Annotated in this window: 11 protein-coding genes; 10 read left to right on the top strand and 1 reads right to left on the bottom strand. The window is 56.6% G+C overall.

The annotated features are described in order from the left end of the window. The first annotated feature begins 416 nt into the window (after positions 1-416). Both ACN0XM_RS09880 and ACN0XM_RS09875 read left to right on the top strand, forming a co-directional pair. On the top strand, positions 417-1,028 hold the full coding sequence (locus tag ACN0XM_RS09880) for a hypothetical protein (RefSeq protein WP_417566767.1): 612 nt from the start codon (positions 417-419) through the stop codon (positions 1,026-1,028). Positions 1,029-1,194: 166 nt separating this feature from the next. Beyond that, positions 1,195-2,157 carry a DUF6160 family protein gene (locus ACN0XM_RS09875; protein WP_417566766.1) on the top strand — a complete coding sequence of 321 codons (963 nt, stop codon included), beginning with the start codon at positions 1,195-1,197 and terminating at the stop codon, positions 2,155-2,157. Positions 2,158-2,292: 135 nt separating this feature from the next. Here ACN0XM_RS09875 and ACN0XM_RS09870 read toward each other — a convergent pair whose 3' ends face one another. After that, positions 2,293-2,910, bottom strand: coding sequence for a hypothetical protein (locus ACN0XM_RS09870; RefSeq protein WP_417566765.1), 618 nt, complete (start codon positions 2,908-2,910; stop codon positions 2,293-2,295). Positions 2,911-3,099: 189 nt separating this feature from the next. Here ACN0XM_RS09870 and ACN0XM_RS09865 point away from each other — a divergent pair, with 189 nt between their 5' ends. The 8 genes from ACN0XM_RS09865 (at position 3,100) to prmB (ending at position 11,809) form a co-directional block, all read left to right on the top strand. Continuing rightward, a complete protein-coding gene (locus tag ACN0XM_RS09865; RefSeq protein ID WP_417566764.1) occupies positions 3,100-4,134 on the top strand; it encodes a DUF58 domain-containing protein in 1,035 nt (344 codons plus the stop codon). 5 nt (positions 4,135-4,139) lie between these two features. Continuing rightward, positions 4,140-6,206: a transglutaminase TgpA family protein gene (locus ACN0XM_RS09860; protein ID WP_417567081.1), complete on the top strand. Its 2,067-nt coding sequence runs from the start codon at positions 4,140-4,142 to the stop codon at positions 6,204-6,206. Beyond that, complete coding sequence (gene holB / locus ACN0XM_RS09855; protein WP_417566763.1) at positions 6,199-7,248, top strand: DNA polymerase III subunit delta'; 1,050 nt, start codon at positions 6,199-6,201, stop codon at positions 7,246-7,248. Before ACN0XM_RS09860 ends, holB begins: the two co-directional genes overlap by 8 nt. Before the next feature lie 100 nt (positions 7,249-7,348). Beyond that, a complete protein-coding gene (locus ACN0XM_RS09850) occupies positions 7,349-7,699 on the top strand; it encodes a PilZ domain-containing protein (protein ID WP_008171779.1) in 351 nt (116 codons plus the stop codon). Positions 7,700-7,712: 13 nt separating this feature from the next. Next, on the top strand, positions 7,713-8,684 hold the full coding sequence (locus ACN0XM_RS09845; RefSeq protein WP_417566762.1) for an alpha/beta fold hydrolase: 972 nt from the start codon (positions 7,713-7,715) through the stop codon (positions 8,682-8,684). A gap of 4 nt (positions 8,685-8,688) precedes the next feature. After that, positions 8,689-9,591, top strand: coding sequence for a DUF4892 domain-containing protein (locus ACN0XM_RS09840; RefSeq protein WP_417566761.1), 903 nt, complete (start codon positions 8,689-8,691; stop codon positions 9,589-9,591). Between the two features lie 5 nt (positions 9,592-9,596). Then, the gene (locus ACN0XM_RS09835) at positions 9,597-10,811 is read left to right on the top strand and encodes a patatin-like phospholipase family protein (protein ID WP_417566760.1); all 1,215 of its coding nucleotides are present in this window, start codon (positions 9,597-9,599) and stop codon (positions 10,809-10,811) included. Between the two features lie 95 nt (positions 10,812-10,906). Continuing rightward, positions 10,907-11,809: a 50S ribosomal protein L3 N(5)-glutamine methyltransferase gene (gene prmB / locus ACN0XM_RS09830; RefSeq protein WP_417566759.1), complete on the top strand. Its 903-nt coding sequence runs from the start codon at positions 10,907-10,909 to the stop codon at positions 11,807-11,809. Positions 11,810-11,817: the final 8 nt, after the last annotated feature.

Here is an 11,817-nt window from a genome sequence, read left to right as displayed (position 1 = left end):
ACTTACCCGCTTCGATTTCCATTTCTTCGGCTAACTGTGCGATCCCACGACTATCAATTTCACCCGGATGCAGAACTCGGCTTTGGGCAGCCCCGCACGAGAACCCACTCCAGGTACCTCGACCCGGGCCATTACCAACGGTACCCAAATGGACAAAATCACTCTTCCTAGAAGCCTGTTGAAGCAGGCGCGTGAATTCATCCCGAGAAAGTAGGCGGGTCGTAGCCAGACTCAAAGTACCTCCGAATAATTTTGAAAGAATGATAAGCAGGGCACAAAACAGGCATTGTCGGAATTGTCGGGCCACTGATCTAATGAAAACGGAATAGGAGGGTAGTGGCTGACTTTTCGGTATTTTACCGCACTAAAGCCGGCTCTTCCTCAGAAAACAACGGAATATAAGGACAACGACGATCATGAGGCACTTGAAAGCGCTTTTTCTATCCACCCTGCTAATTCTGGCTGCGGTCTCACCCGCGGTAGTGGCGCAAGATGCGGTTACGGAAGACATACCAGATCGTAACGCTCTTGCTGACGGTAAACTAAGCCCGGATGAAATCAAAAGGTATGCGGGGCTCGCTGCAAAGCATATCCAGGAATTAACCGCCGCGGCCCGGGAAGAAGTTGGGAGTGAGCTTAAAGAAAGTGGTGTGGTCATTCCTGCCGCATGGATGATGATGAATGACGGAGAGATCAAGCGGGTTCGGTTGGGGGAGAGTGGGGAAAAAGCTGCGGCAACCATGAAGGTGCTGATGTTCAGGGCAGCGTTAAAATCTCTGGCCCGACACGGAAAGATTCTTGCAACCGCAATAGTCTATGCGGGCACAGTTGAAGGGGACACGGATACCCGTGTCCTCGCTATCGAACATGAGCATCGTCTGGGACTCTCGGGCTTACAGGTCGTGCCCTATCGTTTTGATCAGGGCGATCTGAGTTTCGGTGAGCCCGACACCCAGAAAAAGCCATACGAGCTTTTCTATGATGGCCGGGGCGCGGAGAGTGAAGATCAGGTGGAAGGAAAAACGTGACACAAATCCGTTTTGTAACGGTTTGTTTCTATGTGGGTAAGAATTGTGAGTGCAATCACGGATTCGGAGTGTAAAACAATCTTAAATGGATTTGTGGGATCGAAGATCCTGCTTCAAAAAATACAGACTCACATAAGAACAAAGATGAGTTTATAAGGAGATAAGAATGAAAGGCCTGAAGAAAATTGCACTTGCAACAGCCGTAGCCGCTGCTCCGTTCGCCGCCCAGGCAGAACTGACGGCAATGAATGACTCAGCGATGGGTAACGTCACCGGCCAGGCCGGTGTGACCATCGAACTCGAAACCCAGGTAAGTATCGGTCAGTTCAAGTACACCGACACTGACGGTGGTGGTGCTACTGAGATCGGTGGTGGTTCCTTCACTGTCAACGATATCGAGCTCGGCGGTGCTGGTCTTATCACCGGTGCGAACCCTATCTTTGATACCAATAGCGACGGGACTCCTGACCTCGCTGCATCCCAGCTTCTGGACGATCTGTCTATCGACATCGACCTGGCCGCTGACGGCGATGCAGTAATTTCCGTTCACACTATTAGTGGGCTGCCGATTGACTGGGGCTTCACCGCTTCTTCAATGAACCTGGAAGGCACAGACAGCACTACTCTGATTTCGGGCCTGAGCGCCTGGGGTATGTTGGCTAAGCTCGATATCCGGGTCGACACTGAAGATGCTGCCACTAATCTTGGCGGTACCGGTGATGGTTCTTTGAACATTGACACCGCCTTCACCGTGAACAACATGGAATTTGACGTTCCATTCTTGGCGGTAGGTGTGCGTGGTATGTCCGTTACCGGCGCTGGCGCAAACTTCGATTACAATGGTGACGGTGTCGTTGATCTCGCAGATACGGATCTCGATGGTAGTGGTACTGCAGGAGACACCACCGCGGAGAGAGTCAACATGGGCTTCGCAAAGGTCAACTTGGATGTTTACAAAGGAAACGGCTTCGGTGCATCGACTGCAACCGACGTGCTGCGAGTTGATGTCAATGACGTCGTGATGGATGTGAACGTCGCTGGTGTTCTTATCGGTGGAACCAGCATCGGTTCTGTTGCACTGGACAACCTGCACGTTCAGAATACCCGCTTGGCTGTCTACGGTCACTAATCTGACCTGACACGAAGTTGGTGGAACGCCCCGCATTGCGGGGCGTTTTTCGTAGGAAAAACAAAATTCCCGACAACAAAAAACGGCGACCAATCAATGGCCGCCGTTTTGTTTTAGTATCAACTGAACACGCCGTTACTGATCCGGCACCGCAATCGAAAGATCAAACCCGCCGCCTGGTCTTGGTGTCAAAGTGATCGGCCCTTCGTTGATCGCCTGAGGGATCTTGATTTGATCAATACCCGGCGGATTGCCGATACTGAAATTCAGGTTCTGTCCATCAAAGCCAATCCCCAACTGGTCATTAAGAAACGTCTGGGTGAAGGGCTCTTCCGGAATCTGGGCCTGCTGCCCGAAAATCAGTGGCGGGATGGTTGGGGTAAACTCGGCCGGTGGCTGTGCTCGTGCCAGTTCTTCCTGGGGAAGAAGCAGGGCGCGCCGCAGGAATTCCTCTTCGGCGCTTTCCAGAGCATCGGTTTTGCCTTCATCCATGTAGCGCTGAAGGGCTTCACGGTAGGCTTCTTCTTCGGATTCGGTCAGAACCGGCTCGCCGGGAGAGATCGTGAGGGAGCGGATGATCCGCTGGCGGTCTGCTTCGGTTTTTTGTCGCGCTTTCGGCACAACAATAACCGCAGAATCCTTGACATAGGTTTCCACCATCTCATCGGATGTCATGGCCTGAACGCCTCCAAAGGAGGGTGAAGACATGACCAGCCCGCTTATGGCGGTGGCGAGCAGGTGTCGGCGTTTCATAATGTTGCCTCTTGCGATGTCAAAAGCACGCTTCTCTAGTCGAGTATTCGGTTTGTCGGACAGGAATTCAAGCTGCAAACCGCGTGATTGTGATCAGAATCGGTGATTTTTCGGTACTGTTATCAATAACAGTAAAATCATGGTCAGATACCCTGAACTTTTTCGGCAATAAGTGGCCTCACTGACTTTATGAAAAACCTGTTCCGAAACCGCTGGCACCGCTGGATCAACCGAAGGATTCCCCGATCCGATCTACAGTTCTTCAGCCAGAAAAATATCTTCATTCTGCCAACCGGAGCCGGCGTGGTTTTTGGCTTGTTGCTCTTCATCATGCTGTTAACCGGCATCAATTATCAGAATAGCCTGATCTACCTGACTACTTTCCTTATGGGTGCTGTTTTTGTCGGGGCCATGCACCAGACCCATCGAAACCTCTCAGGCTTGGAACTGACGTTGGTGCAGCCAGGAGAAGGTTTCGCGGGGGATGACATTTCCTTCCGCTTCCGGCTAAAGGCCGGCCGGGATGATGCCATTGCCATTCTGCTGTCCAGCGAGGAATCGGGGCATGCCCCTGTGCATGTCCACTCAGGGCAAACGCAGATTGTCAGCCTGCAGGTTCATTCTGCTTATCGGGGATACCTGCGCCCGGACAGGATTCGAATAGAGACCCGGTTTCCCTTTGGTTTGCTGAAGGCATGGTCCTGGATCCGGCCGGTGTCAGCAGGTGTTGTATTCCCGAGACCGGTTCCTGCGCCAGAAGCATTCAGTAGGGTTGAGGATGGTGAGGAATCGGCGGAGGCGCGATCTGTTGATGGTAACGACCACGCCGATATCCGGCCCTGGCGGGAGGGGGATCTGAGCCAGCGCGTTCTGTGGAAGCGGTTTGCACGAACCGGGCAAATGGTGGTTGCAGACTGGGAGGGTGAGCAGGGCAGTCCGCACTGGCTGGATTTCAACGCCTACCCTGGGGCAGACCATGAATTGCGGCTGAGTTATCTGGCTTTTCTGGTCAAAGAGAGTGGCAAGAACGGTGCCCGGTTTGGTCTGAATCTTCCAGGGCAGATTATTGAACCCGATTCCGGGCCTGCGCATGTGGCCCGGTGCCTCAGGGTACTCGCAACCTGGGGTGAAGAACGCCCCAGAGATGCAACAGCCGAAACCCATGGCACCCGGAAACGCCAGCCAGGTAGGTCATCGCAGGTTATCGCGGAGGGCCAGGTTTGAGTTTTCTGAATCGTTTGAGGAGTGGCGACGCGGACAGTGCCCCGGCAACCAATCTGCCATCAAAAGCCCTGTTGTGGCTGGTTGGCAGCTTTGCACTGCTGTTAACGCCCCAGTGGGATCGGCTTCCCCTGTGGCTCATTGCGGCCTGCGCTGTTCTCGCCAGCTGGCGATGGCTGGCCCAGTATGGCCGGGTGAGATTACCCGGGCGTTGGCTGAAAACCGGGATCATGCTGATACTGATCAGCGTGTATGTCGCGACAGTTCAGGGGCGCTTTACGGTTGATACCGCTGCATCCTTCTTTGTACTTGCAGTGGGCCTGAAATGGCTGGAAACCCGGACGGCCCGGGATTTCTACGTGCTGTTTTTTATCCTCGTTTACCTTGCCACGGTCAACTTTCTGTTCCACCAGGAGATTCTGTGGGCCCTTGTGACCTTTGCAGGAATTGCGATGCTCCTCGTGGGGTTGCAGGTTCTGAACGCACCGGAACTGCCCGCAGGGATGAAGTCCGGCTGGCGGAGGCTGGGCGGCTTGTTTCTGAAAACTCTGCCCGTTGTGGTCCTGCTGTTTGTGTTCTTTCCTCGTATGTCACCGCTATGGAGTGTTCCGCTGGTCTCGGGTGAGGCTCGGGCCGGCATCAGCGACACCATGCGACCCGGGGATATTTCCAGCCTGGCGCAGAGCAGTGAGCGGGCATTCCGAGTGACTTTTGGTGGCGAGATTCCGCCGTATCGTGATCGTTACTGGCGGGGACTTATCCTGGACTATCTGGACGAGGAAACCTGGAGACAGGGTCAGGCGGACGGGTTTCGTCCCCTTGGCCGGGTAGCCGTCGATGGCGGCGTTGGCGCTCTCAAGCCGGACGAATACGACGTGTTGCTGGAGCCAACCGACCAGCGCTGGGCGTTCGCCCTGGAGAATTCCCGGGCCGTGTCCGACAACGTTGCTGAGGAGTCGGCGGACCTGTTCCGGTTCCGTCGGCCCGCTGACAGCCCTGTTCGTTACCGATTGGGCCTGGAGGAGGAAGCCGACTCAGCCGAGGAGGCGCGAGGCACGGATCGTCGCCGGTATCTCCAGCTGCCCAGGGAGGGCAACCCGAGAGCCCGTGAGCTGGCCGAAGAACTCCGTCGAAACATGAGCGATGAGCAGATCGTCCGTTCACTGATGGCGCGGTTCCGGGACCAGGCTTACTACTACACTTTGAGACCGCCCGCCATGCCGGACAATGGCATTGATACCCTGCTGTTCGACGAAAAGCGGGGCTTCTGCGCTCATTATGCCGGGGCAACCACTTTTGTCTTGCGGGCAGCCGGTATTCCGGCCCGCGTTGTGGTTGGTTATCAGGGCGGTGAGCCCGGTGCCGGTGGGGATTACCTGATCGTACGCCAGTACGATGCCCACGCCTGGGTTGAGGCTTATCTGGATGGCCGGGGCTGGGTCAGGGTCGATCCCACTGCGGCAATTGCACCGGAGCGGATCGAATCCGGGCTGCGAGACGCGGTTGCCGACGAAGGGTCGTTCCTCGAAAACGACTGGGCCTCGCCCCAGCGATACGCGGACCTTGCCCTGGTTCAGTGGGCGAGTCTTCAACTGGACCGCATCAATTACCAGTGGCAACGGTGGGTGGTCGGTTATCAGGGCCAGAGTCAGATGGATCTTATGTCCCGGCTGCCGGGCGGCTTTGGTATGCGGGAGCTGGGGTATCTGACGGCAGGCATTGTCGGGGTCGGATTACTGATTGCGGGGCTGATATCCGCGTTGCAGATGCGCCATGGGGAGCGGCGGGACGCCTTCCGACGGGTGGTGGCTATCTGGCACCGGCTGTGCGCCACCGCCGGCGTGCCGGTTCGTCATGGCGAGACGCCGTTGGTGTTGGCCTCAAGGCTTGCCAAAGCAGAGCCTGCAGCAGCAGACTCCGCCAGGCTCTTTGCCCGGATGGTCAACAGCCATTACTATAGCGCAGGCAAAGAGGATGAAGGTGGTTATCAGCTGAAACGAATGCGCCGTCTACTCGCCACCATGAAGCGACAATTACGCAGGTCAACTCCCCGGACAGGAAAACGACGTGACTGATATTGCCCAAGACATGCCCTGGCTCAAGCGTGCCTGGCAAACGGTACAGAGCCGGGTTGCTGAGGACAGGCTCCCCCACGCTTTGATTCTCGCCGGGGAACGTGGTGTCGGAAAGCGCACCTGGGCCAACGCTGTCGCCGAGCTGCTGTTGTGTGAACAAACTCGGAACCGTGACTCAGGCCAGCCGGTTGCCTGCGGTCACTGTAAGCAGTGCGAACTTTTCGCCGCTTCCAGTCACCCGGATGTCCGGGTGTATGCGCCGGAGAAATCCCGCATCATCAAGGTGGATCAGATCAGGGCGCTCTCGTCCTTTGCGGTTGCGTCCCCCCAGGTATCGCATCATAAGGTGGCCATCATTGATCGCGCGGACCAGCTGAACATTAACGCGTCGAATGCGTTACTTAAGACGCTTGAAGAGCCGTTACCCGACGTTACGCTGATTCTCCTGCAGGAAAGCGGCCGGCCGCTCCTTCCCACGGTTCGCTCCCGCTGCCAGACACTGACCATTCCGGTGCCGGGCAATGAAGACGCGAACCACTGGCTGGCCAATCGTGTTCAGGAACTGGCCGAAGACGCGAGGCCATCCGCCGACGTGCTGGCCAAGGCCCTGATGCTGTCCGGTAACGCCCCCAGATTGGCATTTGACTATGCAACCGGGGACTTCATCGGTCTCCGGGATGCTGCTCTGGAGCGTTTCAAGGACTTCATGAAGTCACGGATTCCCGTGGGCGAGGCAGCCAAGGCGTTCAAGGCCTTGGGGTTGGAGGACACATTGTGGTTGCTCGAAACCTGGGCCGCCGATCTGGCCCGACTTATTGCCGGTGGCACGCCACAGGACACGGATGCGGCCGATATGCTTGGGTTTCTGGCAAAAACGAATCCACCCTGGCGAGCTCACGAATTGCTGGATATGGTAAAAGAATCGAGAGCCGCTGGGGTATACAACGCCAGCCCCGAACTGGAGGCCAGTCGTCTGCTTATCGCCTGGCAGAAACTGATGCCAGTCAAACGCCCGGGAGCACAGGCAGCAGTCGCCCGCTAGGATTGCCCCTTAGGGTACAACAGCTGCTATGATTCCGGAATGAAAGGGATTTTTGTATCCCGCAAAACGTTAAAAACGATCTTACAGAAAGGTGTCAGTTATGGGGCCCGGATTTGGTGCGCGCAGTGGCATTCTTACCCTGACGATAAAGGATAAGGCCGTTTTGTATGCGGCCTATATGCCATACATTCGCCAGGGCGGTCTATTTATCCCTACCCAGAAACAGTATCAGTTGGGAGATGAAGTGTTCCTGCTTCTGAACCTGATGGATGAGCCTGAGAAAATCCCCGTTGCCGGCAAGGTGATCTGGATTACGCCGAAGGGTGCCCAGGGCAACCGTGCTGCGGGAATCGGAGTTCAGTTTAACGGTGATGACGAAACCGCACGCACCAAAATCGAATCCTACCTGGCAGGCTCACTGAGTTCCGATCGGCCAACACACACCATGTGAAGGTGGCGCTTGCATGAACGATATTGCTATACCTTCTGGTGCCGTTGACACGCTGTCGGAAGACGACGTGGATGGGAATCTGGAAAAGCGGTCCAAAAAGGGCGCCCGGGGTTTCCGTGAATCCGAGTGGAAGCTCAGGCATCTAACGCTTGCCGGGCTGAGCTGGCAGGCGGATGAGGGGGCCCACGACAACACCCCGGTACTGATGCTGCACGGTTGGCTCGACAACAGTCTTACCTTTCTAAAGTTGGCTCCCGAATTATCAGGCCTTGGTCCTGTTTATGCGCTGGATCTGGCCGGCCATGGCCATTCCGGCCACCGACCTGAAGGCCAGAGCTACCTTCTGATGGATTACGTGGCAGACTTCGCTGAACTGGTGGAGCGCTACTTTCAGGAAACCTCTGACGGGCGAATCAATCTGGTCGGCCATTCCCTGGGTGGGATTGTCGGTGCGCTCTATGCCGCCGCCTTTCCCGAGCGGGTACGCAACCTTGTGATGATTGACAGCCTCGGGGCGATCAGTCGACCGGTCAGCGATACTATTCCCCAGCTGAGAAAGGCCATCAAGAAGCGTATTGCGGGATCCGGCCGGCACGTGGTGTACCCGGACATCGAAACTGCGGCGAAAGCGAGGGAGGGCGGATTGAGCCCGCTGAGTCCGGAAGCTGCATTGGCACTCGTACCGAGGAACATGAAGGGGGTGGAAAATGGCTTCGTGTGGCGGACCGACCCGCGTCTTCGGCATCCGTCGCCGCTCATGATGACGGAAGAGCAGGTGATGGCGTCCCTCGGTGCCCTGGAAAGCCGGGTGCTCTTTATCAGAGCCGATCAAGGGCTACTGTCGTACAGAAAGGATCTGGATGAACGCGCCAGCGCGATTCCGAATCTTCAGGTATCGAACGTGCCGGGTGGACACCACTGTCACCTGGATGGGGAAACCGGTTACGTTGTAGATGCGGTCAGACAATTTCTGGGAAATGAGTAATCGCTTGCTGAAACTACTGTTCACCCGTTTTCTTGCAGCCACATTTTGTGCGCTGGCCCTACCATGTCTGGTAATAGCTGCGCCCGGGGACATTCCCGCCCCCTTTCCGCAGTCAAATCTGGAAACCACGGTTAAAATCGAATCCTCAGGCCACCTGGTTCTTTTCAGTGCGGTACGGGAAGTCAATAATGAAATCCGGTCCGACAGTCTGGCAAGGCTCCCCGTTAGCGGGGAAGGACGTCTTTACCAGATCGCCCGTGATTCCAGCCGGGAACAGGCGCGGGACCATTATCTGCGGCTGCTGGGCCAGAGGAACGCACAGATTCTGTTTGACTGCTCCGGGGTTCGTTGTGGCAGGAGTAATGTCTGGGCGAACCAGATCTTCAATCAGGCGGTTCTTTATGGCGCGGACTCGACCCAGGACTATCTGGTTGCCGGCACTGTTTCTGACGACGGCACCCGATGGCTGACACTGGTTTACACCGTCACGCGGGGTAATCTACGGGAGTATGTCTGGGTTGAGCACTTGCGCGTGGCGCCCGGCGCTTCCATTCCCGGGTTCGGGAACCTGGCCAGACGGGTTCAAGGTCCGGTTATCGTCCCATGGCGGGGCGGGGTAACCTACAGTTTCGACTGGCAGGCAGCCGATCGGCGGCGGATAACCGATCGTGCACGAGAAGAGGGCGCGCTCGTTGTTCTGGTGGGCTATTCTGCATTGGAAGCCAACGAATCATTCAGCGATGCCATGGGGCGGGCACGCCGGGCGACCGAGTCGCTGTCGGAGGTGCTCTCAAAGACGGGTGTCTCCCGTGACCAGCAGGAAATCATTGTGGTAGGCCCTGCCGTGGTATTCAGCGAACCGGATCGGCAGGGTAACCGGGTAGAACTGGTAACGGTCGCGAGGTAATCACTATGGGCAAATCAAAGGATGCCTCACAGGGCGAGAACGCCGCGCCCTCGGAGGACCAACCCCGGGATAGTGTCTCCAAAGTTTTACAAAGTTCAGATGCGTCGGCCACCCAGACACCGGCAAACCCGGAGAAGGCCGGACACCGGAGCAAGCGCCGTACAACCGTTGCGCTCACCCTGGGAAGTGGCGGAGCGAGAGGCTACGCCCATATTGGCGCGATCGAAATACTGGCAGAGCGTGGATATGACATTGTCGCTATCTCGGGCTGCTCCATGGGCGCGCTGGTCGGCGGCATGTACGCAGCGGGGAAGATGCAGGACTACAAGGACTGGGTGACCGGTCTGGGGCAGTTCGATGTCCTTAAGTTGCTCGACGTTACCTTCAATTCGGTCGGGGCAATCCGTGGCGAAAAGATTTTTTCTGTCGTAAGGGAAATGCTGGGTGATACCCGCATAGAAGATCTCCCGATTGCCTTTACCGCCGTCGCCACCGACTTGCTGGCCCACAAAGAAATCTGGTTCCAGGAAGGCCCGCTGGATCAGGCTATCCGGGCATCTGTGGCCATACCGAGCGTGGTCACACCTCTGGTTCTTAATGGCCGGGTTCTGGTAGACGGAGCACTGCTTAATCCCTTGCCGATTATTCCTACGATATCTTCCCATGCCGACATGATTGTGGCGGTTAACCTCAGTGGTGAGGATGACCGGCGTCGCCGTATCCCGGATGCTGCCTTTGCCTCCGCCGTGGACGGCGGCTCAGATATGGATGAGTGGGTAGACGCTGTTCGAGAGAAAGCTTCGCGCTGGTTTGACTGGGATACCCTGAAATCGCTGGCAGCCCGCAAGCCGGACAGCGGAGAAAGCGCGGAAGACAAGATTTCCAGGGAGGTGCAGAAAAAAGAGCATCAGAAACACGTCGAAAAGAAATCGACTGACAAAAAGGCCCAGGAGGATCATGAAACAATCGACTGGGACAAGCTCGGTATCGGCAAGTTCGATGTGATGAACCTCACCATCGAGACCATGCAGAGCGCACTTGTGCAGTACAAGATTGCCGGCTATCCGCCGGATCTACTCGTAAACGTGCCAAAAAATGCCAGTCGCAGTTACGATTACCACAAGGCACCTGAACTGATTCAGCTGGGCCGCGAGCGCATGGCAGCCGCTCTGGACCGGTTTGAGGAAAGTCGCAGCAGTTCCGGCCCACTGGCGATCTGAGACGGTGCAGTCGGACCGTGCCTGCAAGGCTGCAGTCCGGTGAATAAACAGCGTATAATCCAGCGCTGACACGCTCTCGCACAGGATTCATGTTTGTGACCAGCCCTATCGATGACCTCTACAGCGTTCGGGATTACCTCCGTTACGCCTCCTCTCAGTTTGCGGCTTCGCCCCTGTTTTTTGGCCATGGTACCGATAATGTTTGGGATGAAGCCGTTCAGCTGGTCATGCGCAGCCTGCATCTGCCGTTGGAGAACAACACCCTGTTCCTGGATGCCCGGCTTACCCGGCAAGAGCGGGAGTTGATTCTGGAGCGGATTCGACGGCGAGTGGATGAGCGCGTGCCCCTGGCATACCTGTTGGGCGAAGCCTGGTTTATGGGTATGCCGTTTCACGTTGATGAGCGTGTGCTGGTCCCTCGCTCACCCATCGGTGAGCTGATTGAGAATGGCTTTCAGCCGTGGCTGGGCGACAAGCCGGTTGAGCGCATACTTGATCTTTGTACCGGTAGTGGTTGTATTGGCATTGGTGCGGCGTCTGTTTTCACAGAGGCGGCGGTAGATCTTTCGGACATTTCCGCTGATGCCCTGGCGGTGACTGAATCGAACATCGAGCTTCACGAAGTCCGGGACCGGGTTCGTACCGTACAATCGGACGTCTTTGACAACATCGGCGGGCGCTATGACATTATTGTTAGCAACCCGCCCTATGTGGATGCGCAAGATCTCGCCAGCATGCCGGACGAATACCGTCATGAGCCAGAACTGGGGCTGGCCGCCGGGCAGGACGGGCTGGAAATTGCCCACCGGATCATCGCCGGCGCTGCTGATCATCTTACGCCGGGAGGCCTGCTGATTGTCGAGGTTGGCAATAGCTGGGTGGCGCTTGATGAAGCTTATCCGGATTTGCCGTTCACCTGGCTGGATTTCGAGAATGGCGGTGATGGTGTGTTTGTGGTTACTGAGCAGGATCTGCGTCAATGGCAGGCTTCCAGTTAATCCAATTT

The sequence above is a fragment of the Marinobacter sp. genome, assembly GCF_048269445.1.
GTDB lineage: Bacteria > Pseudomonadota > Gammaproteobacteria > Pseudomonadales > Oleiphilaceae > Marinobacter.
The sequence above is the reverse complement of the archived record's forward strand: the minus strand, read 5'-3'. Positions and strand labels throughout refer to the sequence as shown.

What these genes read in the sequence shown, in the direction of transcription:
- ACN0XM_RS09880 (WP_417566767.1), top strand. Translation starts at nt 417, where the DNA reads ATGAGGCACTTGAAAGCGCTTTTTCTATCCACCCTGCTAATTCTGGCT.
- ACN0XM_RS09865 (WP_417566764.1), top strand. Translation starts at nt 3,100, where the DNA reads ATGAAAAACCTGTTCCGAAACCGCTGGCACCGCTGGATCAACCGAAGG.
- ACN0XM_RS09845 (WP_417566762.1), top strand. Translation starts at nt 7,713, where the DNA reads ATGAACGATATTGCTATACCTTCTGGTGCCGTTGACACGCTGTCGGAA.
- ACN0XM_RS09835 (WP_417566760.1), top strand. Translation starts at nt 9,597, where the DNA reads ATGGGCAAATCAAAGGATGCCTCACAGGGCGAGAACGCCGCGCCCTCG.
- ACN0XM_RS09850 (WP_008171779.1), top strand. Translation starts at nt 7,349, where the DNA reads ATGGGGCCCGGATTTGGTGCGCGCAGTGGCATTCTTACCCTGACGATA.
- ACN0XM_RS09870 (WP_417566765.1), bottom strand. Translation starts at nt 2,910, where the DNA reads ATGAAACGCCGACACCTGCTCGCCACCGCCATAAGCGGGCTGGTCATG.
- ACN0XM_RS09875 (WP_417566766.1), top strand. Translation starts at nt 1,195, where the DNA reads ATGAAAGGCCTGAAGAAAATTGCACTTGCAACAGCCGTAGCCGCTGCT.